The sequence below is a fragment of the Vibrio sp. 1401 genome, from assembly GCF_033340295.1.
Map to the genome: position 1 here is coordinate 1 of NZ_JAWOWF010000030.1, position 22945 is coordinate 22945.

At 44.8% G+C, this 22945-nt stretch carries 27 protein-coding genes and 1 pseudogene; 15 read left to right on the forward strand and 13 right to left on the reverse strand.

The annotated features are described in order from the left end of the window. Window positions 1-264: 264 nt before the first annotated feature. The 3 genes from R7Z77_RS15345 to R7Z77_RS15355 all read right to left on the reverse strand — a co-directional run bounded on the left by R7Z77_RS15345 (window position 265) and on the right by R7Z77_RS15355 (window position 2981). Window positions 265-1404, reverse strand: coding sequence for a flagellin (locus tag R7Z77_RS15345; RefSeq protein WP_213967827.1), 1140 nt, complete (start codon window positions 1402-1404; stop codon window positions 265-267). Between the two features lie 142 nt (window positions 1405-1546). Beyond that, the gene (locus R7Z77_RS15350) at window positions 1547-2449 is read right to left on the reverse strand and encodes a Dyp-type peroxidase (RefSeq protein ID WP_005380441.1); all 903 of its coding nucleotides are present in this window, start codon (window positions 2447-2449) and stop codon (window positions 1547-1549) included. Window positions 2450-2495: 46 nt separating this feature from the next. After that, window positions 2496-2981, reverse strand: coding sequence for a DUF2919 domain-containing protein (locus R7Z77_RS15355; RefSeq protein ID WP_031779045.1), 486 nt, complete (start codon window positions 2979-2981; stop codon window positions 2496-2498). Window positions 2982-3125: 144 nt separating this feature from the next. Between R7Z77_RS15355 and R7Z77_RS15360 the strand changes: the two genes are divergently transcribed. Further along, entirely contained in the window at window positions 3126-3479 is a 354-nt protein-coding gene (locus tag R7Z77_RS15360) for a DUF2956 domain-containing protein (RefSeq protein ID WP_064354231.1), read from the forward strand. Window positions 3480-3482: 3 nt separating this feature from the next. Continuing rightward, window positions 3483-3815 carry a DUF4156 domain-containing protein gene (locus tag R7Z77_RS15365; RefSeq protein WP_005380435.1) on the forward strand — a complete coding sequence of 111 codons (333 nt, stop codon included), beginning with the start codon at window positions 3483-3485 and terminating at the stop codon, window positions 3813-3815. A gap of 34 nt (window positions 3816-3849) precedes the next feature. Here R7Z77_RS15365 and R7Z77_RS15370 read toward each other — a convergent pair whose 3' ends face one another. Continuing rightward, window positions 3850-4137 carry a helix-turn-helix domain-containing protein gene (locus R7Z77_RS15370; protein ID WP_005380433.1) on the reverse strand — a complete coding sequence of 96 codons (288 nt, stop codon included), beginning with the start codon at window positions 4135-4137 and terminating at the stop codon, window positions 3850-3852. Window positions 4138-4428: 291 nt separating this feature from the next. Between R7Z77_RS15370 and R7Z77_RS15375 the strand changes: the two genes are divergently transcribed. The 4 genes from R7Z77_RS15375 to R7Z77_RS15390 are packed head-to-tail and all read left to right on the forward strand — an operon-like array spanning window position 4429 to window position 6847. Continuing rightward, window positions 4429-4779, forward strand: coding sequence for an ArsC family reductase (locus R7Z77_RS15375; RefSeq protein WP_005380431.1), 351 nt, complete (start codon window positions 4429-4431; stop codon window positions 4777-4779). A gap of 18 nt (window positions 4780-4797) precedes the next feature. Further along, window positions 4798-5934 (forward strand): succinyl-diaminopimelate desuccinylase, encoded by a 1137-nt coding sequence (gene dapE / locus R7Z77_RS15380; RefSeq protein ID WP_064354232.1) that lies wholly within the window; start codon window positions 4798-4800, stop codon window positions 5932-5934. A 14-nt stretch (window positions 5935-5948) separates the two neighbouring features. Next, a complete protein-coding gene (locus R7Z77_RS15385) occupies window positions 5949-6647 on the forward strand; it encodes a M15 family metallopeptidase (RefSeq protein ID WP_053306708.1) in 699 nt (232 codons plus the stop codon). Further along, window positions 6644-6847 carry a DUF2897 family protein gene (locus R7Z77_RS15390; RefSeq protein ID WP_005380425.1) on the forward strand — a complete coding sequence of 68 codons (204 nt, stop codon included), beginning with the start codon at window positions 6644-6646 and terminating at the stop codon, window positions 6845-6847. Before R7Z77_RS15385 ends, R7Z77_RS15390 begins: the two co-directional genes overlap by 4 nt. A gap of 106 nt (window positions 6848-6953) precedes the next feature. Here R7Z77_RS15390 and bamC read toward each other — a convergent pair whose 3' ends face one another. Further along, the gene (gene bamC, locus R7Z77_RS15395) at window positions 6954-7973 is read right to left on the reverse strand and encodes an outer membrane protein assembly factor BamC (RefSeq protein ID WP_005380424.1); all 1020 of its coding nucleotides are present in this window, start codon (window positions 7971-7973) and stop codon (window positions 6954-6956) included. Window positions 7974-8039: 66 nt separating this feature from the next. Beyond that, complete coding sequence (gene dapA, locus R7Z77_RS15400; protein WP_213967825.1) at window positions 8040-8918, reverse strand: 4-hydroxy-tetrahydrodipicolinate synthase; 879 nt, start codon at window positions 8916-8918, stop codon at window positions 8040-8042. Window positions 8919-9394: 476 nt separating this feature from the next. On the opposite strand from dapA, the gene R7Z77_RS15405 reads away from it, so the two are divergent. Further along, complete coding sequence (locus R7Z77_RS15405; RefSeq protein WP_005380420.1) at window positions 9395-9937, forward strand: glycine cleavage system protein R; 543 nt, start codon at window positions 9395-9397, stop codon at window positions 9935-9937. 16 nt (window positions 9938-9953) lie between these two features. Continuing rightward, window positions 9954-10424, forward strand: a complete 471-nt coding sequence (gene bcp / locus R7Z77_RS15410) for a thioredoxin-dependent thiol peroxidase (protein WP_005380418.1) — start codon at window positions 9954-9956, stop codon at window positions 10422-10424. Between the two features lie 77 nt (window positions 10425-10501). Here the strand turns inward: bcp and R7Z77_RS15415 are convergent, their stop codons facing one another. Then, window positions 10502-11575, reverse strand: coding sequence for an AI-2E family transporter (locus R7Z77_RS15415; protein WP_005389843.1), 1074 nt, complete (start codon window positions 11573-11575; stop codon window positions 10502-10504). Window position 11576: 1 nt separating this feature from the next. Further along, window positions 11577-11813, reverse strand: coding sequence for a sulfurtransferase TusA family protein (locus R7Z77_RS15420; protein ID WP_005380414.1), 237 nt, complete (start codon window positions 11811-11813; stop codon window positions 11577-11579). Window positions 11814-12070: 257 nt separating this feature from the next. On the opposite strand from R7Z77_RS15420, the gene R7Z77_RS15425 reads away from it, so the two are divergent. From R7Z77_RS15425 to R7Z77_RS15440, 4 genes are read left to right on the forward strand one after another with little or no spacing between them, the layout of a single operon-like run. After that, window positions 12071-13522, forward strand: a complete 1452-nt coding sequence (locus tag R7Z77_RS15425) for a tetratricopeptide repeat protein (RefSeq protein ID WP_005394337.1) — start codon at window positions 12071-12073, stop codon at window positions 13520-13522. Window positions 13523-13538: 16 nt separating this feature from the next. Next, entirely contained in the window at window positions 13539-13889 is a 351-nt protein-coding gene (arsC, locus tag R7Z77_RS15430) for an arsenate reductase (glutaredoxin) (protein ID WP_005380410.1), read from the forward strand. After that, window positions 13890-14459 (forward strand): NAD(P)H:quinone oxidoreductase, encoded by a 570-nt coding sequence (wrbA, locus tag R7Z77_RS15435; protein ID WP_005380409.1) that lies wholly within the window; start codon window positions 13890-13892, stop codon window positions 14457-14459. Between the two features lie 22 nt (window positions 14460-14481). Next, window positions 14482-14922: a DUF2069 domain-containing protein gene (locus R7Z77_RS15440; RefSeq protein WP_005380407.1), complete on the forward strand. Its 441-nt coding sequence runs from the start codon at window positions 14482-14484 to the stop codon at window positions 14920-14922. A 111-nt stretch (window positions 14923-15033) separates the two neighbouring features. Here the strand turns inward: R7Z77_RS15440 and R7Z77_RS15445 are convergent. Both R7Z77_RS15445 and R7Z77_RS15450 read right to left on the reverse strand, forming a co-directional pair. Beyond that, window positions 15034-15195, reverse strand: a pseudogene (locus R7Z77_RS15445) (transposase); the annotation flags it as partial. Window positions 15196-15419: 224 nt separating this feature from the next. Further along, a complete protein-coding gene (locus R7Z77_RS15450; RefSeq protein WP_042521428.1) occupies window positions 15420-16628 on the reverse strand; it encodes a DUF2066 domain-containing protein in 1209 nt (402 codons plus the stop codon). A 365-nt stretch (window positions 16629-16993) separates the two neighbouring features. Here R7Z77_RS15450 and R7Z77_RS15455 point away from each other — a divergent pair, with 365 nt between their 5' ends. Further along, entirely contained in the window at window positions 16994-18247 is a 1254-nt protein-coding gene (locus R7Z77_RS15455; protein WP_005389855.1) for a uracil-xanthine permease family protein, read from the forward strand. A 116-nt stretch (window positions 18248-18363) separates the two neighbouring features. Here R7Z77_RS15455 and upp read toward each other — a convergent pair whose 3' ends face one another. Continuing rightward, window positions 18364-18990: a uracil phosphoribosyltransferase gene (gene upp / locus R7Z77_RS15460; RefSeq protein ID WP_005380401.1), complete on the reverse strand. Its 627-nt coding sequence runs from the start codon at window positions 18988-18990 to the stop codon at window positions 18364-18366. Between the two features lie 179 nt (window positions 18991-19169). Here upp and purM point away from each other — a divergent pair, with 179 nt between their 5' ends. Further along, entirely contained in the window at window positions 19170-20210 is a 1041-nt protein-coding gene (purM, locus tag R7Z77_RS15465; RefSeq protein ID WP_213967823.1) for a phosphoribosylformylglycinamidine cyclo-ligase, read from the forward strand. A 151-nt stretch (window positions 20211-20361) separates the two neighbouring features. Then, a complete protein-coding gene (purN, locus tag R7Z77_RS15470; protein ID WP_025768256.1) occupies window positions 20362-21018 on the forward strand; it encodes a phosphoribosylglycinamide formyltransferase in 657 nt (218 codons plus the stop codon). Window positions 21019-21407: 389 nt separating this feature from the next. Here purN and R7Z77_RS15475 read toward each other — a convergent pair whose 3' ends face one another. Together R7Z77_RS15475 and lpcA are read right to left on the reverse strand one after the other, a co-directional pair. Further along, the gene (locus tag R7Z77_RS15475; RefSeq protein WP_053304068.1) at window positions 21408-22253 is read right to left on the reverse strand and encodes a class II glutamine amidotransferase; all 846 of its coding nucleotides are present in this window, start codon (window positions 22251-22253) and stop codon (window positions 21408-21410) included. A gap of 51 nt (window positions 22254-22304) precedes the next feature. After that, on the reverse strand, window positions 22305-22880 hold the full coding sequence (gene lpcA, locus R7Z77_RS15480) for a D-sedoheptulose 7-phosphate isomerase (protein WP_005380392.1): 576 nt from the start codon (window positions 22878-22880) through the stop codon (window positions 22305-22307). Window positions 22881-22945: the final 65 nt, after the last annotated feature.

A 22945-nucleotide genomic window follows, 5' to 3' on the forward strand; every position in this document is an offset into this window, starting at 1 on the left:
TGGTGATTTCTCCAATTGATTTTCCGGTGTAGCGGTTTCCGACGTCTCGGAAAACCAAGTAGTTCTCTCAAAGTTACTTTTATTAACGGCGCATGCCCTGTTTTCTTTAGAGAAAATTTTGGATTTTTTTGAAAATAATTCGTTTGGAGGGGTAATCGTGACAAAGCGGATAAAAAAGCAAAAAAACTTTCATTTTTCGCTAAAGCTTCTTTTCGAATTGTCGATACAGGCAGGTTTTACGTTAAATTCGGGCAAGGCCGTTCATCAGCCAAGTAAAGTTAAAGCTAGGTTGGGCGCTTGTTTTGCTTGTGCAAGAATAGAAGTACTGACCTGCTGCAAAATCTGTTGCTTCACCATTTGCGTAGTTTCTTTGGCATAGTCAGTGTCTTGGATACGACTGTTGGAAGCGGCTAAGTTTTCGTGGATGTTATCGAGATTATTGATCGCGTGATTAAAGCGGTTTTGATACGCTCCTAACTCCGCACGACTGCCATCTACCGTTTTCAAAGCATCATCTAAAATGCCGACCGCCATCTGAGCGCCACCGACCGTGCTAATATCAATACTATCTACCGTTCTATTTACGGTGACATACTTGCCAAGTTCTAACTCATCAGCCAGGCCACCACTGAAGGTTGGTCCAGGGTATTTTATGGCGTCCTTGTGGGACATGAGTAACTGCAGTTGCCCCTCTTCATTAACAGACGCTTTCACTTTATCGGTCTGCCCGTTAATGTAAGTCGCGAGTTCTTCTATATCGTCGCCAGCTTTAGCTTCAATACGGTTCTCCTGCTCTTCAAAATTGTTATCACGGTAGCTGATAACAATTTCATTATTTCCGTTTTGAACCGTCCAATCTGAACTGACTCTTTGATATGAGCTCATTGAAAAGCTACCTAAAGATTCCGGCTGCATGGTCCGCAGGCCAATTTGTACCGCTTCACCAGCCGTTGCACCGATTTGAAAAGACGATGTACCGAATGTGCCGTTCAGCAATTTACGTCCACCAAAAGATGTGGTTTCTGCAATACGACTTAACTCATCATTTAAAGCAGAGACTTCTTCTTGCAGTGCAGTGCGCTCCGCTTTGCTGTTTGAACCATTGGCTGACTGTAGCGACAAATCACGCATACGTTGCATGATATTGGTCACCTCATTCATCGCGCCTTCCGCAGTTTGCATGATGGAAATGCCGTCATTCGCGTTGCGAACCGCAACATCTAAACCACGCATTTGTGATTGCAAGCGGTTGGAAATTTGCAGACCCGCAGCGTCATCCTTTGCGCTATTAATACGCTTCCCTGAAGACAAACGCTCCATGGATTGATTCAGCATATCCGTTGCACTGGTCAAGTGACGCTGTGCGACAAGTGCTGCAACATTGGTATTAACGGTGATCGCCACGAATAAAGAGTCCTAAAATTAAGGCTTTGAGTACTTATCGACCAAGTAACAGAAAAGTTTAGTGTTTTTTGAAAAGAGATTGGAATAGAAATCGAAAACAAAAGCCCTCCATTGGAGGGCTTAAGAAATAAAGTCTGACAACTTACTTGATGGCTAGCTCTGCGAGCATTTCTTGCGAAGGCGCGAAGAAGTACGCACCAGTTACCGCTGTTGTGAAACGAAGCATTTGGTCTGTTTTACCATCTGTCACGCCGTACATACTTTCTAGCATCACTTTAATGTTATGAAGTGTATTGCAGTAAGAAATAAACAGCAGGCCATGAGGCCCTGTCACCGTCCCGTATGGTAAGCTGTGGCGAACAATCTTCAAACCTTTACCTTCTTCTTTGATATCAACTCGACCAACGTGTGATGCAGCAGGAACGTCTTCTAGCTCGATAGAGTCTAGCTTGGTACGACCAATCACTTTTTCTTGCGCTTTGACATTCAATCGATTCCAAGCGGCAAGGTTATGTTCAAAGCGCTGAGCCATAACATAACTGCCTCCAGCAAATGGGCCCTCTTTTACTAGAGCCACATCAGCGCGAGCCTCCCCTTTCGGGTTTTCTGTGCCATCAATGAAGTCTGTCATATCACGAGCATCAAGGTAACGGTACCCATATGTTTCGTCCACAATGGTGACATCTTGTGCCGTCTCTTCTAGGAACTTACGCAACACGTAAAAATGCAAGTCGTGACGAGTCGAGTGACAGTGAATCAGTACATCTACGTCTGTTGCTGGAGCAACGATGTCACCTTCGCCAAGTTGAGTAAAATCAATAAGCTCTTCTGGCGCGTCTACATTAAGGTGTTCCCAAAACGATTTTGTGAATGCGATAGAAAGCGTCAGCGCTGCACCCGGCTGGGTAATGTTTAACTCTTCCACCAACTTTGGTAGTGCTTTCAGTTTTTCTAATACGTTTTCACGGTTTTGGTTCACTTTGAGTTGAGTGTACAGTGCAAATGGCCCGGCTTCTGGCACGATCGCCGTTTGAGCTTGTGACATTGAGGTTTCCTCTATTACTTTGCCCCAGAGTGGGAAGTTATTGTTTTTAATTCTTTGAATGCTGCTGTTCATCGTGCGCCAATTGTGGCACTTGAAAACAGTCTTTTACCCATCTTCCATTTAGAAGATAGATCATAAACCAAGCTAATAAGGTAATGGTAAGGGCGTTTGCCCAATTAAACACTCCATGTTCTAGGTACACATGATACATGGTCTGAGCAAGTTGAATACCGCACAAGATCAAAGTGATCTCGCGACCATAGCGAGTAATTCTGTTTACCCATCCTCTGTCGGGATGACGAAGCCCCATTAACCACATAAGAAGCAAACTTGGAATGCCCATCGCCAAACCTAAATACAACGTACTTGAATCTGGGTAAACAATAGCGAGTAGCTTACTGCCACTATCACGACTTACACCAGCCATGGCAAACACCACCCATGAACGCACAAGAAACATCCATCCCACCCATAAAATGATCGGCGCCTTTAAAAATCCATGGGCGTCATATTGGTCAAACGAATAGCGCACAACATCTTCTTCTTTATGTGATAAAAACGTCACTTTAACCTATCGTTTCAGAGTTGCAAGCCAACAAATATGAGAACTGAAGTTCATTTCAGCACCTTACACAGGTAAACTAAACAAAGATTTACAGCGACGTTGATGAGAAACATGAAAAAAAGAACTCCTGCCACCCCTGTGCCTTCTCAAGAAACTCAAGCCGAAGCGATAAGAATTGCCAAATCCACGCAGAAACCGGGGCAAACCAAAGAGCAAACCAAGCTTATCGCTCAAGGTATCGAAAAAGGCATCGCGCAATATAAGAAACAACAAAAAGAGCGCAACCGCCAAGCCGATAAAGCGAAGAAAAAACAGCAACGTGAAAAACAACGTCAGCATGAAGAGATTATCGAACAAGACAATATCACCGACGATGCGCCAAACCATTCATCAAGCAAACTGCCTTGGACACTACTTGTTCTGAGCTGGATTGGCTTTGCTGCTTACATAGTATTGGGGAAATAGCTAATGAAACGCCTGTTACTTGGACTTTTTGTCGTGCTTCTAACGGGTTGCACGATGCCTTCTCACCTTACTCATGCTCAAAGTCAAGATGTTCATATTCGCATTGACGCGCAATTCGACCCTGAGCGATGCGAATACAAAGGCGAAGTCACCGGAAGTGAAGGCCATTGGTATAACTACATTTTCATGACTAATGACGCGATGATGCAAGGCGCGATGAACGATTTAAAAAACAATGCAGCGGCTATCGATGCGGACACCGTTTTTATGGTTTCCCCACAAGATTTTATCACTTCATTTAGCGTACTGGGTTCCGCCTACCGCTGCAATGGATGAGGCCTGAATATGAAAAAAGCCAGCAATTGCTGGCTTATGCACGAAATCCAAGACTGCTAGCGATATCTCTCTCCCGCTCTAGAACCCATTGGCTATCAAAAGGCCCCCAATCTGAAAGTTGATAATAGCCGTCATTATGACGTCGGCCATCTTGAACGAATATGAGTTCAATGCCGATCCCAGGTAACGCCTTGAGTACATCTTGAATAGTACGACGAGGCCACCCCGTTTTTTCGATCAACTTTGGCACATTCGGCCTTTCTAGGTTTTCCACCAACAAGGCCAAATATAGCCGCCTTGCAAAAACAGGACTCAATTCCATTGACACCTCCTAAAATTGTGCTGATTCATTATTTCGTTTTTGCTCAGCGAGGTGTTGCGTTTGATCAATAACTCGACTTTTCCATTTGATTTAGACGAATTTTTATTCGATTTATAGCGCATTCATCGTAAATAAGTTATGTGACATTAGTTATCTCAATCTATCTGAAAATATTTTCCACCGCATTTTGTCAGTTTGATTGCTTCTTGATAGGATGCTTTAACAGCCCAAATCACTTAAGTGCGTCTTAACCGCGCCAGTGAAAAATAGAACAAAGAAAAAGGAAAGACTATGTCGATTACCATGTTTGGTATTCCCAACTGCGATACGATCAAAAAAGCCAAGAAATGGTTAGAAGCCGAGGATATTGCTTACGACTTCCATGACTACCGTAAGCAAGGCATTGATGCAGAAATGGTAAGTGAATTTTGTCGCGCTTTAGGTTGGGAACAGGTGCTCAATAAACGTGGCACAACCTACCGCCAATTAGCGCAAGAGCAGAAAGACACACTTAACGAGGAAAACGCCATCGCTCTTTTGGTAGAAAACCCTGCGATGATTAAACGCCCAATTTTAAAAGTGAATGATCAACTTCATATCGGTTTTAAAGCTGATCAATACGCTAGCATTTTCAACTCTTAAATAAAGGAATACTCAAGGATGACAGACAGTCCAGTATTGGCACTTGCTAAAGATCTGATCAGTAGACAGTCCGTAACGCCGGAAGACGCAGGTTGTCAGGATTTGATGATCGAGCGCTTAAAAGCACTCGGGTTTGAAATTGAAGTGATGGTATTTGAAGACACCACGAACTTCTGGGCTCGACGTGGTTCAGAAGCGCCGCTATTTGCGTTTGCTGGCCACACCGATGTGGTACCAGCTGGCAAATTGGAACACTGGAATACACATCCGTTTGAACCGACCATTATTGATGGTTACTTGCATGGCCGCGGCGCAGCTGACATGAAAGGGTCGCTAGCTGCTATGGTCGTTGCTGTCGAACGCTTCATTGAAGAAAACCCAGACCACAAAGGCTCAATTGGCTTTTTGATTACGTCAGATGAAGAAGGGCCATTTATCAATGGTACCGTTCGCGTTGTAGAAACGTTGATGGAACGTGGTGAGAACATCGATATGTGTATTGTTGGTGAACCATCCAGCACCGACGTGGTTGGCGATGTAGTGAAAAATGGACGCCGTGGATCCATCACTGGTGATTTAACGGTAAAAGGAACACAAGGCCACGTGGCCTACCCTCACCTAGCCAGCAATCCAGTGCACGAGTCTCTACTCGCGATTCATGAACTCGCGACGACGGAATGGGACAAAGGGAATGATTACTTCCCACCGACCAGTTTCCAGATCCCGAATGTATCGGCTGGCACTGGTGCGTCTAACGTTATTCCTGGCGAGTTCCATGTTCAGTTCAACCTACGTTTTAGTACTGAGCTTAACAATGACGCAATTGTTCAGCGTGTTACCGAAACATTGGACAAGCATGAGCTGGACTACGACCTAAAATGGACATTCAACGGTGACCCATTCCTGACCGATACGGGCGCACTGCTAGACGCGGTTGTAGCTGCTGTGGCCGAAGTCAATGATACGAAGCCAGCGCTACTTACAACTGGCGGTACTTCTGATGGTCGTTTTATTGCTCAAATGGGAGGTCAAGTCGTAGAGTTAGGTCCTGTTAACGCTACGATTCATAAAGTGAACGAGTGTGTGAAAGTCGACGATCTTGAAAAGTTGACGGACATGTACGAAAACACGTTGAAACACCTATTGGCGAAGTAATCAGCGAGAACACAATGACACCAGAGCAACTCACCGGAATCACTGATTCTCATCTTCAATCCACACTAGTGGGGCAAAAAGCGTTTCTACTCCACCCTGAAGTGGCTGACGATCTGCTAAAGATGATTGAAGCGGCAACAGAAGCAGGTTTCAAAATGGAAATCGCCAGTGGTTTTCGTGACTTTAATCGCCAAAAAGCCATCTGGAACGGGAAGTTTTCTGGTGAGTTGCCAATTCTCGACATCAACTCCCGCCCTTTGAATAAAGCAGAGTTAAATGACGAAGAGAAATTGATGGCCATTTTGCGCTGGTCGGCATTGCCCGGAGGAAGTCGTCATCATTGGGGTTGTGATTTTGATGTCTATGCGCGCAATTTATTGCCTGCTGACACAAAACTCAAGTTGGAACCTTGGGAGTATCTCGAAGGCCACCAGCAGGCGTTCTACCAATGGTTAAAAGCCAACCTTGGTCGGTTCGGTTTCTTCTTTCCTTATCAGCACGATTTAGGTGGCGTTTCGATTGAGCCTTGGCACATTAGTCACCGCGCTGTCGGGCAGCAATGCCTCGAGCAGTTGACGCTTGATGTACTCAGAAGCCAGTTGATTAAACAAAATCAGACCGACAACATTGCAGGGATTGACGTCATACTGAATAATTTGGATAACGTCGTTGCCAAATTTATTCACAATATCACGCCGCCGGAGGCTCTATGATAGAAATACTAACCAATCCTTGGGTCATTATTATTGTAGTGTTGAGCGTGGTCATTGGTAATATTGCCGCACTCAAATATACCGCAAAAATGAAGTTTGGTCAGATGGATAAAAGCCGTAAGAACGATTTAGATAAGCTGAACACATTGGATAAACAGCGCTACGCTGAAGAAGATAAAAACAAAAACGAGCCTCGTTAGTTACTCACCAGCTTCATCTCGACACATTTAATCTAAACATCAAAAAAGGGACCACTAGGTCCCTTTTCTATCATTAAGTAAACACGCCGCGTTAAGCTCGCTTTGTTTACTGCTTCACTGTTGCAGCCAATACAGGCGCTAGTGATTTCAAAAACTCTTCTTCTACTGGCTTGCCAGAGGAGTCGGTGATATTGATAGACGTACGGTTGCCTAAATCACCAAGTAAGAATGTGTACTTACCAGCGGCTAACTCCACTGGTTTAACGCCGATATCGTTCCAGAATTCATCATCCGGAGATGCATATTTCGCAGTGATTGTGCCCTGAGACTGGCTACGCTCTTCAATCTTAAAGCCCATCTTAGGTAGAATATTAGGCAGACGTTGCCAAAGCATGTTGTATTGCGCACGCGCGATAATCACAGGAAGTCCGCTGCGGTCTTTACCCATTGTGATTGGGATCTGTTTAACCAACTCTTGCGCTTTACGCTGTGCTTCTTCACGCACTTCTTGATCGTAGCGAGCGGTGACCAAGTTCGTCATGAACACATTGTAGCGCTCACGGTTGGTCGCCGTTACTTCTTTCACTTGATTGCCTTCACGCCAGTCAATAAGGCTCACCTTAAAGCCGTGTCGACCATTTGCTTCAGCGCGTACGATTTCATATCGGCTGCCAATTTCTAGCTCTTCATCTGGCGAATCCCAAGTCACCCATCCTGTCTCGATGCGAGAGTCTGTTTGGCTTTCAACTGGAATCTCGTTAGCCGCGACCATGTTTTGCACCGTTTGCCAAACTTTATCTAGTTCATCTTTACGAAGTAGCCAAAGTGTCACTTCACCATCACTACTGCGGTCTAGACGTGCACCGGGAATAAGCTCTAGGACTTGTTGAGGTGGACGAATGTCGACATCTTTACCGACACCACCAGCGTAGTTACCCTGAGGGATCTCGTAGTTAGGGTAAAACTGAGGCTGTGCACCCTGTGGGACATTCCACTCACCCAAATTGGGGGAGTTCAAATACTCGAAGTCATCTTTTGCTTGACGACGTTGATTGGCACCACCTGAACAGGCAGTCAATACGAATACAGCTAATGAACTTAACACTAACTGGCTTGAAAGCTTCATCTATACTCCTAAAACACCGAGGGCGCTTTGGCCCCCAGTATGAACTTCAATCCTAGTAACTCAATCTTAATAAATATGGGCGTCTGTTAGCGCCTGCCCGACGATCGGCTGCGATTTTTCAGAAAGCGTAGTTAAAGGAAGACGCAAACCACCTTCTTCAATCAAACCAAGCTTTTGCGCTGCCCATTTTACTGGGATAGGGCTTGCTTCGATGAAAAGGTTTTTGTGTAGAGTCATCAAGCGTTGGTTAATCGCTTCTGCTTCTTCGTACTTACCTTCACTTGCCAAATGGAACATGTCTGCCATGTCTTTAGCTGCAATATTGTTCGTTACCGAGATAACACCATTGCCGCCAAGTTTCACAAAATCCAGCCCTGTCGCATCATCGCCACTTAGTAAGATAAAATCTTCGCCACAAAGTTCACGATGAATTGCAATTCGTTCCAAATCGCCCGTTGCATCTTTTAGAGCCACGATATTATCAAGCTTTGACAAGCGTGCCACTGTTTCTGGCTGCATATCAACAGCAGTACGGCCTGGTACGTTGTACAAAATTAGAGGCACATCACTCGCTTCGGCAATTGCCTTGTAATGTAAAAACAAACCCTCTTGAGTTGGTTTGTTGTAATACGGTGTCACACTCAGGAAGCCAGCAATACCAGAATCAGCCAGTAATTTGCTAAATGTTACTGCCTCATGGGTTGCATTTGCACCCGTGCCAGCAATCACAGGGATGCGACCGTCGGCAAACTCAACAGTTTTATTAACGACCTTCACATGCTCTTCAATGGTCAGTGTCGCTGACTCACCTGTTGTGCCTACTGCCACAATACCGTCTGTACCCGCTTCAACGTGGTACTCTACTAGCTTTTGCAGACCGTCAAAGTCTACTTCGCCATCTGCTTTGAATGGCGTAATCAGCGCTACGATACTTCCTGAAAACATGTTTATCTCCCTCATTTAACTCTTTCTGCATGGTACTGTAATGCGATTGAAAAACACAAGAGCGTAAACTCGCTTACAAAGTACAAATGAATGAATAATTATCAGTTGTTAGAGGTCTAGCAACTTAATTGCTCTAGTTGGTTTGATTAACGGCAATATTGATAATCGTGTTGGGCTTTCGAGTGACTTTAGAATCTATCAGTGATTTGGAAAATACTGAAGAGCACAAGCAAGGAAAATATACTCTTTGGTCTTGTTAGCCAAGTCAGATCTAAGTGAATAAAACGGCCAGACAATAGGCAAGCACATCATGCAAACGTTTTGTTTATCCTATAGCCTGCATTTACTGTTTATTTCCCACCACTCCCCTCAAGCTCCGACTGCTTTTTTATGGACTAAAAAAGAACTGGCTCGATATTTCTTCGCAATATCTGTGCTAACATCTCTCTATTGAAGAAAGGACAAGAAGCTCATTTATGAAGCAACATCTGGTACTTACAGCAGTTGGAACGGACCGTCCAGGCATTTGTAACCAAGTCGTACAGCTCGTTACTCAAGCTGGTTGTAACATAGTCGATAGCCGTATCGCTATCTTTGGCAGCGAATTTACGCTGATCATGCTCCTGACTGGGAACGCCAGCAGCGTGACTCGAGTTGAAACGCAATTGCCCCTGCTTGGCCAAGAACATGACCTTATTACGATCATGAAACGCACAGCGGCGCACGAACTGCTCGATAACAGCTACACCATGGAAGTGTTTATTGAGTCTGAAGACCGCCCTGGGTTAACTGAAAAATTTACTAAGTTCTTCGCTGATCAGCAGATTGGTTTAGACTCTCTTAGCGCGCAAACCATCAGCAAGTCGAAAATTCAACTCGATTCTGACCAGTTTCATATTGCGATTACTGCATCTGTAAGCGCGGATTTTAATTTGATGCAGTTACAAGAAGACTTCGATGAACTTTGTAAGTCGCTCAACGTACAAGGTTCTCTGAATTTCATTAAAAACACACTATAAAGTAAAGGAAATCAAAATGAATACGCTGACAGCAGGCTCGCCAGCGCCAGCCTTCTCTTTGCTCGACCAAGACGGAAATACCGTTTCTCTTGAAGACTTTAAAGGCAAGAAAGTACTTTTCTACTTTTACCCTAAGGCGATGACGCCGGGTTGTACTACACAAGCAAAAGGCCTTCGTGACATCAAAGCCGAACTCGATGCACATAACGTGGTGGTACTCGGCGTAAGCATCGACCCTGTAAAGCGTCTAGGCAAGTTCATCGAGCGCGATGATTTAAACTTCACTCTGCTTTCTGATGAAGACCATGCCGTTGCTGACCAGTTCGGCGTTTGGGGCGAAAAGAAATTCATGGGCAAAGTATACGACGGTCTTCACCGCATTAGCTTTCTGATCAATGAAGAAGGCGTGATCGAACATGTGTTCAACAAGTTCAAAACCAAAGATCACCACGAAGTCGTATTAAACTACTTAAACGAAAACGCTTAAACGCTATTGTTTTTCTACAAACAAAAAGCCCAGCAAACTGCTGGGCTTTCTTTTAACCATCGTACCTTTGGTAACAACTACTCTTGTTCGACAGGTTCGTTTTCTTCCGTGCTTGGTAATGCATGCCATACGGCTTTGACTAATGTCGCTAAAGGAATGGCGAAGAACACCCCCCAAAAACCCCACAGCCCACCAAAGACTAATACAGCCACAATGATAGCAACTGGGTGTAAGTTTACTGCCTCGGAAAACAGAACAGGAACCAAGACGTTACCATCAAGCGCCTGGATAATACCGTAAGCAAGCAACAACCAATAAAACGGAGGCGTTAAACCCCATTGGAACAAACCAACGATAGCAACAGGTACAGTAACAGCCGCCGCACCGATATAAGGAATCAAAACCGATAGACCAACGGCTACGGCAAGCAACGCCGAGTAACGAAGATCTAAAAGGGCAAAAGTTACGTAGCTCACACCGCCCACGATTAAAATCTCTAACACTTTACCGCGAATGTAATTTGATATCTGCTCGTTCATTTCATGCCAAACTTTATTCGCCAATTTACGGTTTTTCGGCAGAATACCGCTTGCGATTCGCAGCATTTCTTCTTTGTCTTTAAGCAAAAAGAAGATCAGAAGTGGCACTAAGATCAAATATACCGCTAGCGTTGCAATGCTAACTAATGAAGCAAGCGACCCTTTGACGACACTTTCACCCAGCCCCAGTGCTTGGTTTTTGGCGTTCGTCACCACGGTTTCTACTATTTCTAAATTGGCTAGTTCAGGATGGCGCTCTGGCAATGTGACAATAAACTTTTGTAGCCCGTTGTACATGTTCGGAATATCGTTAATTAGATTACCGACCTGAGTCCAAATCGTCGGAACCAAGCCAAACAACGCAATTAACATTAACCCGACAAAGACCAAGATCACGATAATAACCGACAAAGTGCGCGGCACGCCCATACGACACATTTTGACAACTGGCCATTCAAGTAGATAAGCCAAAACGATCGCGACAAGTAATGGCGCAATCAAGTGTCCAAAGAAGTAAATGGTGATAAAGCCAAACAGCAAGATCGCGACGAGACTTACTGCGTGAGGGTCAGAGAAACGTCGTTTATACCAACGACTAACCATTTCAAACATCTTATGCGGATTCCTTATTGAAGACAGTCAATGTGTAGTGCTCTGATGTAGATTGGCAATCAACCGAGTACCCTTGGGCACTAAGATAGTTCACAATGTCTCGTTTAGAGCTGTTGTCCACCACTTGAATGACAAGTTGATGATACTGCTTTGCTTCTCCTTGAAAGACCTCAGCAGCATGACGCTTTGCAAGTAACAGTGCCATAGGACAACGTTGCTCACGCAAATCAAGTAACATGGATTCCATTGTATTGCTCTGCACTTATGATAGGGTTGTATTGTAACGGCTTTTTGAGCTGGTGCTAGCACTTCTGACATGATTTAACCACATGCTGAAATAGCTCGGATATAAAATAATTTACGAAACCAATTCATTTATTTCCGGTCTTACTGTTAGCTTATATCCTCACGGATAACCAAAACGTATGTGGCGCTGTTAATAGGCTCTCGACCTGTAACCACATGCTTATGTATTTTGGAGAACCTTTTAAACGTATGTTAAAACGCACTCGCTCGCTAGTTTGCTTATGTCTTGCTGCTGCCATCAGTTCGCCGACAACTTATGCCAATAGCATTGACTTGCCAGACATTGGCACAGCTGCTGGTGGCACGCTTTCAATAGACCAAGAGTTGATTTATGGCGACGCCTATATGCGTATGCTCAGAGCCAGTAAACCTATCGTTAATGACCCTGTCATCAATGAATATATTGACTCTCTTGGGCACAAATTAGTGGCCAATGCGAATGATGTAAAAACGCCGTTCCACTTCTTTATGATTCGCGACCGTAATATCAACGCGTTCGCATTTTTTGGTGGCTATGTAGCGCTGCATTCTGGGTTGTTTCTTCATGCTCGTTCAGAAAGTGAGCTGGCCTCTGTTGTCGCTCACGAGATAGCGCACGTCACACAACGTCATCTTGCTCGGAGTATGGAAGAACAAGCACGCCGCTCTCCGGCCACATTAGCCGCACTTGCGGGGGCACTACTGCTTTCAATTGCCTCACCCGAAGCGGGGATGGCTGCAATTACAGCAGCAACCGCGGGCAACATGCAAAGTCAAATCAACTACACTCGTGCAAACGAAAAAGAAGCGGATCGCTTTGGTATTTCGACACTAGCAAAAGCCGGTTTTGATGTTCAAGCAATGCCAAGGTTTTTTGGCCGTCTTGCTGATGAGTATCGTTATGCGAGTAAACCGCCACCAATGCTCCTGACTCACCCTCTGCCTGAAGATCGAATTACCGATAGCCGTGCGCGAGCAAGAACCTATCCTCCAATGCGTGTTGTGCCTTCAATAGACTATCATCTAGCTCGCGCGCGCATTGTCGCTCGTTACGCTGGCATTGATGGACAAGCCGCCCTGAGCTGGTTTGAGAGAACCCAAAAGAAAGCCTCTGCGGACATTACACCTGCTTTTGATTATGGTCGAGCACTCGTGCATTTAGACAATAAACGCCTATCTCAAGCGGAACCAATTTTGAAAAAGTTACTGGAACAAGACCCAAGTAACCCGTTTTACTTGGACGCTATGACGGATTTATACATCGAGAAGAAGCAGCCAGAAAAAGCAACCGAGATGCTCCGCAAAGCGTTATCTCGGAACCCTCAAAATAAAGTATTGACCATTAACTACGCCAATGCGCTACTTGAGGACAATAAAAACGATCAAGCCACGCGAGTTCTTCAAAGATACACTCATGACTATCCTGAAGATACAAATGGCTGGCACCTAATATCGAAAAGCTACCACGCGCTAGGGCGTAGCGATGAAGAGTTGGCTGCTCGAGCGGAAATTTTGGCATTGCGAGCAAATTGGAATAAAGCGATTCAATATTATAGTGAAGCAAGTAAAATGGCCAAGTTGGGCAGCTTAGAGCAAGCGCGATACGATGCCCGTATCGACCAACTCATGATCCAAAGAGATCGATTCATGGCATTACAATAACGAAATGGAGAAAACCATGTCAGTCGTGATTTATCACAACCCTCGTTGCTCAAAGAGCCGTCAAACACTTGAACTGCTTGAGCAAAATGGTGTTACACCGGAAGTCGTCAAATACCTAGACACACCACTTAACGTGGATGAACTAAAAGCGCTGTACGCCCAGCTTGGCTTTTCATCTGTACGTGAAATGATGCGCACTAAAGAAAGTGAATATAAAGAGCTTGGCTTAGGCGAAGACTCCGTCAGCGATGAGCAATTATTCGAAGCAATGGCGAAGAATCCAAAGTTGTTTGAACGTCCGGTTGTCGTTGCTAACGGCAAAGCAAAAATTGGTCGCCCACCAGAGCAAGTGTTGGATATTTTATAAATGGATTGCCAGATCCTTATTTTGTATTTCAGCCGTCATGGCTCGACAAAACAACTGGCAAGACAAATAGCAAGAGGAGTCGAATCGACTCCTCAATGCCAAGCAATTTTGCGTACAGTTGAAGAATTGTCACCTCACTCACACTCCCCTTCTGATCCAATTGTTACTCTAGAGGAACTAAAAACGTGCGACGGTCTAGCGTTTGGCAGTCCCGTCTGGTTTGGCAACATGGCTGCGCCTTTAAAGCACTTCTGGGATCAGACTACATCTTTATGGGTCAGTGGTGACTTAATCGATAAGCCTGCTTGTGTCTTTACCTCTTCGTCCTCGATGCATGGTGGTCAAGAAACAACGTTACAAAGCATGATGACCCCTTTATTGCATCACGGGATGATGGTTTTGGGCATTCCTTATTCCGAGCCAGAGTTACACACTACGCAGTCCGGAGGCACTCCGTATGGCGCCAGCAGTGTAGGCCATGAGGCAACCCTAAGCAGTGAAGAGATTCGCCTGGCACAACAATTAGGCAAAAGGCTGGCAACTGCAGCGTTAAAACTAAAAGTCTGTTAGTAAAATCAAGGATAGTTAATCGATGTCTGACTCTTTAGACCAAACACCACTCGGTACACAGGCTAAAACCTATCGTTACCTGGCTTTATTTGGCAACTTAGCCTTATTAGCCTGGGTCGCTATTTGGCAGCTTGCGTTATCCCCTCATCCCCACCTCAGCAGCACAACACTTGCTATTGCTTGGTGTATTCCGCTACTACTTCCGTTGCCTGGTATTTTAGCTGGTAAGCCTTACACTCATGCTTGGGCTAACTTTGTTCTTATGCTGTATTTCTTGCATGCGCTGACCATCCTCTATGTGGATGGGGGTGAACGCTGGCTTGCGGCAGTGGAACTGATACTGACTTCACTCGGTTTCGCTGGCAATATTTTGTTTGCTAGAGCGAGAGGCAAAGAGCTAGGTCTTAAGTTGAAACGCCTCTCTCAAGTAGAAAAAGAAGAAAAAGCGAAATTCAATAAATAACGCCAATTGCAGTCAATCACTGATCATTGGTTCGAATACGAATTTAGAAAGTAAATTACCACCTTCTAAAGAAGGTGGCTTTGTGTGAGCCCCCTAAGAGGGGGCCTTTGTTTAGTCCAGCGCCAATTGCTGCTGCTCTACTCGCTCTTGCTTCTCTTGATGTCTTACATATCGGCGTATTATTTCTTCATTGATTCCAACACTATCGACAAAATAGCCTCTTTGCCAAAAGTGATTACCCCAAAGCCTGTTCTTCCTAAGGTGAGGAAACTTGATTGTATCTACTCATGTTATTTGTCCTCTTTGGCTTCTGGAAAAATCAAAGATGCATTTAGCATGAGTAGATTTACAGGCAAAGCCGAAGCGGATGATAACCACCTACTGAAGTAGGTGGTTTAAGGCTGAAAACAAAAAGAGTCGCTATTGCGACTCTTTTTTATGCTTACCACATTGGTCTTTGATCCTTGCGTTTCACGCCTGGAACGCTACCAAGGAGATTACGATGCCGAGCGCCACTCGTAGATCAAGTCATACTGTTCTCGGACAGGCTCCACAATCATCGGCTGAGTTGGCTGTGTTTCGTCACTTGCTTCTGCCACAATATCTACTGGTACTTCAGGCTGCGCTTCTTTTGGCGTCGCGGCGTCTTTTGCTTCATTACTCTGAACCAATGGCTCTTCTTCTTGAGTTGAAGCTGGGGCATCAACTTCACCTAAAGGATCTTCAAAAACCATTAATTGAGAAATAGAAGAAGCTTCTTTCTCAAAAGCTTGTTGTGATGCCAAAAGGTGGATGTTGAGCGTTAACTCGTCCCCTTGAACACGCTTAATCTCTGTACCCGCAACCGAATTAAGTTGTTTTAACGCATTCTCTAAACGGAAGAAGTCCGTTGCAGAGGTTACATTAAGGACTTTCACTGCTAGCGCTTTTGAAGACTTTCCTGAAACCACAACTGCACTCTTACTTGCATAGTAGTCTGCGATGCCATCCACCATTTCTGCAATAGCATTAGCACCTGATGCAGACCCGCTACGCGGAGAACGTTGCGCTTCTACAATTCTCGTTGGCGACTGGTCGTAGAGTGTCCAACGAATTTGTTCACCTTGAGCTCGTACAACCAAAACGGCGTCAGCTGGGTAGCGCTGGCTGGCTTGACCAATTGGCTCAATAAAGCCGCCCCAAAGATCAGAGACATTAACACCGGTCACATCATCAAAATCCCCAACCGGGATAGTGATTGGTAGGCCTCTTAATTTCGCTGCGCTACGAAGTGCTGCAACATTTGAAGATTCAGAATGTTCCCACGCAATGTTACGATCGTAACCCCGTTCTTCAACCATCCAAACTAAAATATTGGCACGATTTGGCGACCAAGATGGCAATTGTGCTTGTGTTAAAAGAGAGCTGATTTGGTCGTTGTTAAACAACATTTTTAAGCTCGCTTTTCCATCAACCTGCCCATAGCTTAGTTGAGAAATGTAACGCGCACTTGAGCTAAGTGCCTTTTTAATCACTGGATTGCTTAAAGAGGATTGAGAACCGGTCGCTCGAACAATCACATCCTGCATACCTTGTTGACGAGCCAAAGACTCACCGTCGTTCTGCTCACTGTCGATAACCACTTCGGCACGATAGATATCCACCTGAGTTAATGCATATACTGGTAGGGACAACCAACCTATCAGTAAGAGAGCTAAATAGCGCATAGTTTTTATAATCCTCTGAACAAGAACCCGAATAATAAGCAACTATCAAATCTTGAGCAAGGTAAGTACTGAGTAAATTGTCTGTATTATGACCAGCTTTGTTAACTCGGGCCTCAACCAGCACTTCAGTGCTATTTTTTATAATAAACTCATTGCTTATTAAGCTATCTCAACAAGTTAGGCTATCCATTTTTCATCTTCACGCAAGACACGTAAAAGAGGACAATTTGCAAGCAAGCAACTCTCAAAAGTGCTATTTATGGGAAAAATTCAATCGAAAGTTTGATCTATGCAACATTGCAAACGATTGCAGGATGATAGTATTCGCCGGATTTGTCTGCGTATCTTGAAAATAGGGAATTATTATGAAAAACGCGTTACAAGGCGCTCAAATGCTCTTTGTCGCTTTTGGTGCTTTGGTGCTTGTGCCGCTCCTAACTGGCCTTGATCCAAACGTAGCCCTCTTTGGTGCCGGTGTCGGTACCCTCCTCTTCCAATTAATGACTAAACGTTCTGTTCCCATCTTCCTTGCCTCTTCTTTTGCGTTTATTGCTCCTATTATGTTCGGTATCCAAACTTGGGGTATCGGTGCAACGATGGGCGGCTTGATGGCAGCTGGCTTAGTTTATGTGGCTCTAGGGGCGATGATCAAAGTGCGTGGTGTTGGATTTATCCATAAAATTCTCCCGCCCGTTGTCGTTGGCCCTGTGATCATGGTTATCGGCCTTGGCCTTGCCCCAACAGCAGTGAACATGGCGGTAGGTAAAACTGGTGATGGAGCTGCACAGCTAGTTAATGGTGATGCTGCGATCATTATCTCGGCGGTCTCACTGCTCACAACCATTGTACTCAGCGTTTTTGCAAAAGGCTTTTTGAAGCTCGTTCCTATTGTTGGTGGTATTCTTGCTGGTTACTCTGTTTCTCTATTCTACGGGGTGGTTGATTTCACTCCCGTAGAACAAGCGGCTTGGCTAGCCATGCCAAACTTCACCGCGCCAGAGTTCAATATCAACGCAATTTTGTTCATGATTCCTGTCGCTATCGCACCTGCGGTTGAGCACGTAGGTGACATGCTTGCTATCTCAAACGTTACAGGAAAAAACTACCTGAAAAAACCAGGCCTTCACCGCACAATCGCAGGTGACGGGGTGGCAACTATCGCAGCTTCGATGGTGGGTGCTCCACCAAACACCACTTACAGTGAAGTAACAGGAGCGGTAATGCTAACCAAAGCATTTAACCCTGTGATCATGACTTGGGCAGCAATCACCGCAATCGTACTTGCATTGGTAGGTAAGCTAGGTGCGGTTCTTCAAACGATTCCAGTTCCTGTCATGGGCGGCATCATGATTCTGCTGTTCGGCTCTATCGCAACGGTAGGCCTCAACACACTGATCAAGAATAACGTTGATTTACATAAGTCTCGTAATCTAGTGATTGTTGCCGTAACCCTTGTGTTTGGCATTGGTGGTATGGCCTTCGGTATTGGTGAGTTCAGTCTACAAGGTGTGAGTCTATGCGGTATCGTGGCAATTATTCTTAACCTTGTGCTACCAAACGATTTAGGTGAAAACCACGTTGTAGATAACGCACAAATGGAAGAAGAAAGCGCGAAATAGTACGTCTGCGCCGCTTTATTAGGTGGCGTGTCTTACTTTTCTCCTCTTGTAGATACAAAAAAGGCTTGGTTTTCACCAAGCCTTTTTCTGTTCAGTCATAGTAATACATCAAAGAATTACTTAGTACCGAAGATCTTATCACCTGCATCGCCTAGACCCGGAACGATGTAGCCTTTGTCATTAAGCTTCTCATCGATTGCCGCAGTGTATAGCTCAACATCTGGGTGTGCTTTTTCTAGCGCTTCAATACCTTCTGGTGCAGCAACAAGTACCAGCACTTTGATTTGGTTACAACCTTTCTCTTTTAGGAGATCGATAGTAGCAATCATAGAACCACCTGTTGCAAGCATTGGGTCAACAACAAGCGCAATACGCTCCTCGATGTTTGAAGCAAGCTTGTTGAAGTAAGGAACTGGCTCAAGCGTTTCTTCATCACGGTAAATACCCACAACACTGATACGTGCGCTTGGCATGTGCTCAAGAACTCCATCCATCATGCCTAGACCTGCACGTAGGATTGGCACTACGGTTACTTTTTTACCTTTAATCTGGTCTACTTCTACCGGACCGTTCCAACCATCAATGGTCACTTTTTCTGTTTCAAAGTCTGACGTTGCTTCGTAAGTAAGTAGGCTACCGACCTCAGTCGCTAACTCACGAAAACGTTTTGTGCTGATGTCACCTTCTCTCATTAGACCAATTTTATGTTTTACTAGAGGGTGCTTTACTTCAACAACTTTCATGTCCATCTCCGGCTATAGTTGGCAATATTTAAACAAACCTTCAGATTATACATGATTTTCACAGGGATATCAGGATAAATCACTAAAGAAAAAAACAGACGCAAACGTTTGCTATCTATGTTTAAGCACTGTTAGAATAGCGCCGTTTTCATATCCAACTTAATACCGAGGACTTCCCTGTGAGTGGTAACAACTCTTCTCTTAGCTATAAAGACGCTGGTGTAGATATTGATGCAGGCAACGCGCTTGTGGATCGTATTAAGGGTGCGGTAAAACGTACTCGTCGCCCTGAAGTTATGGGTGGTATCGGTGGTTTTGGCGCGCTATGCGAATTGCCAACTAAATACAAACAACCTGTACTGGTTTCTGGTACTGATGGCGTTGGCACAAAACTTCGCCTAGCACTGGATATGAACAAGCACGACACGATTGGCATCGACCTAGTGGCAATGTGTGTAAATGATCTTATCGTGCAAGGCGCAGAGCCACTGTTTTTCCTAGATTACTACGCAACAGGCAAACTAGACGTTGATACCGCAGCGGATGTTGTTTCAGGTATCGCAGAAGGGTGTGTTCAAGCAGGTTGTGCCCTAATTGGTGGCGAAACTGCGGAGATGCCGGGCATGTATGAAGGCGAAGACTACGACGTAGCTGGTTTCTGTGTTGGCGTAGTAGAAAAAGAAGACGTGATTGACGGCACGAAAGTCGCTGCTGGTGATGCACTTATCGCTGTTGGCTCAAGCGGCCCACACTCAAACGGTTACTCCCTTATCCGTAAGATCCTAGAAGTATCTGGTGCAGATAAGAGCGAAGAGCTAGCAGGCCGCACTATTGGTGAGCACCTACTAGAACCAACAAAAATTTACATCAAGTCAGCACTTAAGATGATTGAGAAACACGACATCCATGCGATTTCTCATATCACTGGTGGTGGTTTCTGGGAAAACATCCCACGCGTACTGCCTGAAGGCACGAAAGCAGTTATCGATGGTAACAGTTGGGAATGGCCAGTTATCTTCAAGTGGCTACAAGAGAAAGGCAACGTCGACACACACGAAATGTACCGCACATTCAACTGTGGTGTAGGTCTAATCGTCGCACTACGGAAAGACCAGGCAGACGCAGCAGTTGCTCTTCTTAAAGAAGAAGGCGAAAACGCGTGGGTGATTGGTCAAATCGCACAAGCAGACGCGAACGAAGAGCAAGTTGAAATCCAATAATTTGCAAATCGAGCTCAAAAGATAAGAAGAATGAGGACACTAGATGACTAGGTCCTCATTTTGCTATCTAGAACACTAAAAACCATTCTATTAGTAGGTAGTTTAGAAGCTACATAACTCCAACCTACAATACCAAGGCGCTCTCGACATCATGAAAAACCATACCCTAAAAAACTTTGTGGTCCTCATCTCGGGTAACGGAAGTAACCTGCAAGCTATCTTGGAAGCTTGCGAAGACAGCATGCCAAACGCACGAGTGGCAGCCGTGTTCTCTAACAAAGCAGATGCTTTTGGTTTAGAACGTGCAAAAAAGTTTGATGTAGACGGTCACTTTGTCGACCCTAAAGCATTCAGCTCGCGTGAAAGCTTTGATGCAGAGCTAATGAGTCAAATAGATGAATACCAACCAGACGTGATTATTCTTGCTGGTTACATGCGCATTCTGAGCAGCGCATTTGTTTCTCATTACATGGGTAAGATGATCAATATCCACCCTTCTCTTCTACCAAAATATCCTGGGCTACACACACACCAGAGAGCAATTGATGCTGGCGATAAAGAACATGGTACGAGTGTGCACTTTGTAACGGAAGAGCTTGATGGTGGCCCTGTCATACTGCAAGCAAAAGTTCCTGTGTTCGAAGACGATGATGCTAGTGTACTTGCGGCACGTGTTCAGGCGCAGGAGCACCGAATCTACCCTATGGTGGCTAAGTGGCTGGTAGACGAGCGGTTGATCATGAAGGATGGTAAAGCCTATTTAGATGGCGCAGAGCTTGGCGTACATGGGTACGCCTCAGATGAGTAGCCCTGAATAATAAACTCCAGGCACAAAAGAGCAGCCTGAGGGCTGCTCTTGGTTGTTTTAATACTTATAAACTTGATTCAAGAAAACCATGGTGAGACTAGAAACCTAAAACCCAACATTCTAAAAAATCCCATAACCACTTGAGTAACATAACACTCGGAAAGTAGATTCTGAATCTGGTTCGTTCTTCACCGTTCAGACTGACGAGGTGTTTTATGAGAAATTTCTATCAGTTACGTCTTTACAGCAAGCCTTAGCGAGACTAGGACTCTACTACCAGCACTCTAGAAAGTAAGAATGCTCATCCGTATCCGCCCTCGGTTTAAAACGCATAAAAATAAAGCTCGCGATTAAGCGAGCTTTATTTTTATATTCAGAGTAAGAGACCATCACTCTAACGGTTCGGTTGGCGCTTGATTGCCCGGCTTAGCCGCCGAAAACGGCACATTTACCAGTTCAGAGGCATTATTTTTGACTAGTTCACCTAGGTGAAACAAGCCGTATTCGCCAGGTTTCATACGCTGCCAAGCTTCGTTGCCCGTCAAAGGTTGAGTTGCGATCACAGAAACGATGTCATGTGGCGTGGTTTCTTCTTGGAAGTTAATTTCCACATCTTCATCAAGCAAAGCAGCTTTTCCAAACGGTGCGCGTCTTGTGATCCAATACAAATGATTGGTGCAATACGTCATTACATACTCACCATCACTCAGAAGCATGTTAAATACACCCTTCTCTCTTAGCTCATCACAACATTTAGCAACATATAAAAATACCGACTCCATATCCTTTGGTGGCTCAGGATATCGATCTTCCATTTGCTTCAATAACCAGCAAAATGCCAGTTCACTATCTGTTTCACCGACAGGTCGATGTCGACCTGTATGCAAGTCTTGATAGCCAGAGAGCTGACCGTTATGCGCAAACGTCCAATACCTACCCCACAGCTCACGTGTAAAGGGATGAGTATTTTCTAAATTAACACCACCACGATTCGCCTGTCGGATATGACTAACGACCGCACGACTTTTGATGGGATAATTTTGTACCAACTCTGCTATTTTAGACTCACAACTTGGCTTGGGATCTTTGAAGGTTCGAAAGCCCTTCCCTTCGTAGAAGGTGATCCCCCATCCGTCACGGTGTGGGCCGGTTCGACCTCCACGCTGCATGAGCCCAGTAAAACTGAAACAAATATCCGTTGGAACATTAGCGCTCATACCGAGCAATTCACACATGGTTTAAAAAAACTCCCTAACAACACAGCTCGAAACGGTGGCCGTAAACGATTATTCCATCTCTTTTTCGATCAACTGAATGATGATATGAATAATCTTAATATGAATTTCCTGAATGCGGTCTGCATAACCAAAGTGTGGCACGCGGATTTCAATATCTGCAAGGCCTGCCATTTTGCCGCCATCTTTACCTGTTAGCGCAATCGTCTTCATGCCTTTCGCTTGTGCTGCTTCAATCGCTTTCAGGATGTTACCTGAGTTACCTGAAGTCGACAGACCAAACAGTACGTCACCTTTTCGACCAACCGCTTCTACATAACGTGAAAACACGAAGTCATAACCAAAGTCATTACTCACACAAGAAAGGTGGCTTGGATCTGAAATAGCAATACCAGCATAGCCAGGACGATTTTCTCGGTAACGGCCTGTTAGCTCTTCGGCAAAGTGCATTGAATCACAGTGAGAACCACCGTTACCACATGACAATACTTTACCATCTTGCTTGAATGAGTCAGCAATCATTTTCGCCGCTGCTTCGATTTGCGCAATGTTATGGTCATCGCTTAAAAATTTGTTGAGCACTTCAGCAGCTTCGTTTAATTCACTTCTAATCAGATCATGGTACATAAGACGTTCTCTTTATTATTTCGGCTTCAGTCAGCTCTAGACTCACTGAGCAAATTGTTCTGATA

Coding starts and splice junctions, on each gene's coding strand:
- R7Z77_RS15350 (WP_005380441.1), bottom strand. CDS start 2,449: ATGTCACAAGCTCAAACGGCGATCGTGCCAGAAGCCGGGCCATTTGCA.
- R7Z77_RS15360 (WP_064354231.1), top strand. CDS start 3,126: ATGAAAAAAAGAACTCCTGCCACCCCTGTGCCTTCTCAAGAAACTCAA.
- R7Z77_RS15365 (WP_005380435.1), top strand. CDS start 3,483: ATGAAACGCCTGTTACTTGGACTTTTTGTCGTGCTTCTAACGGGTTGC.
- R7Z77_RS15370 (WP_005380433.1), bottom strand. CDS start 4,137: ATGGAATTGAGTCCTGTTTTTGCAAGGCGGCTATATTTGGCCTTGTTG.
- R7Z77_RS15375 (WP_005380431.1), top strand. CDS start 4,429: ATGTCGATTACCATGTTTGGTATTCCCAACTGCGATACGATCAAAAAA.
- dapE (WP_064354232.1), top strand. CDS start 4,798: ATGACAGACAGTCCAGTATTGGCACTTGCTAAAGATCTGATCAGTAGA.
- R7Z77_RS15385 (WP_053306708.1), top strand. CDS start 5,949: ATGACACCAGAGCAACTCACCGGAATCACTGATTCTCATCTTCAATCC.
- R7Z77_RS15390 (WP_005380425.1), top strand. CDS start 6,644: ATGATAGAAATACTAACCAATCCTTGGGTCATTATTATTGTAGTGTTG.
- bamC (WP_005380424.1), bottom strand. CDS start 7,973: ATGAAGCTTTCAAGCCAGTTAGTGTTAAGTTCATTAGCTGTATTCGTA.
- dapA (WP_213967825.1), bottom strand. CDS start 8,918: ATGTTTTCAGGAAGTATCGTAGCGCTGATTACGCCATTCAAAGCAGAT.
- R7Z77_RS15405 (WP_005380420.1), top strand. CDS start 9,395: ATGAAGCAACATCTGGTACTTACAGCAGTTGGAACGGACCGTCCAGGC.
- bcp (WP_005380418.1), top strand. CDS start 9,954: ATGAATACGCTGACAGCAGGCTCGCCAGCGCCAGCCTTCTCTTTGCTC.
- R7Z77_RS15415 (WP_005389843.1), bottom strand. CDS start 11,575: ATGTTTGAAATGGTTAGTCGTTGGTATAAACGACGTTTCTCTGACCCT.
- R7Z77_RS15420 (WP_005380414.1), bottom strand. CDS start 11,813: ATGTTACTTGATTTGCGTGAGCAACGTTGTCCTATGGCACTGTTACTT.
- R7Z77_RS15425 (WP_005394337.1), top strand. CDS start 12,071: ATGTTAAAACGCACTCGCTCGCTAGTTTGCTTATGTCTTGCTGCTGCC.
- arsC (WP_005380410.1), top strand. CDS start 13,539: ATGTCAGTCGTGATTTATCACAACCCTCGTTGCTCAAAGAGCCGTCAA.
- wrbA (WP_005380409.1), top strand. CDS start 13,890: ATGGATTGCCAGATCCTTATTTTGTATTTCAGCCGTCATGGCTCGACA.
- R7Z77_RS15440 (WP_005380407.1), top strand. CDS start 14,482: ATGTCTGACTCTTTAGACCAAACACCACTCGGTACACAGGCTAAAACC.
- R7Z77_RS15450 (WP_042521428.1), bottom strand. CDS start 16,628: ATGCGCTATTTAGCTCTCTTACTGATAGGTTGGTTGTCCCTACCAGTA.
- R7Z77_RS15455 (WP_005389855.1), top strand. CDS start 16,994: ATGAAAAACGCGTTACAAGGCGCTCAAATGCTCTTTGTCGCTTTTGGT.
- upp (WP_005380401.1), bottom strand. CDS start 18,990: ATGAAAGTTGTTGAAGTAAAGCACCCTCTAGTAAAACATAAAATTGGT.
- purN (WP_025768256.1), top strand. CDS start 20,362: ATGAAAAACCATACCCTAAAAAACTTTGTGGTCCTCATCTCGGGTAAC.
- R7Z77_RS15475 (WP_053304068.1), bottom strand. CDS start 22,253: ATGTGTGAATTGCTCGGTATGAGCGCTAATGTTCCAACGGATATTTGT.
- lpcA (WP_005380392.1), bottom strand. CDS start 22,880: ATGTACCATGATCTGATTAGAAGTGAATTAAACGAAGCTGCTGAAGTG.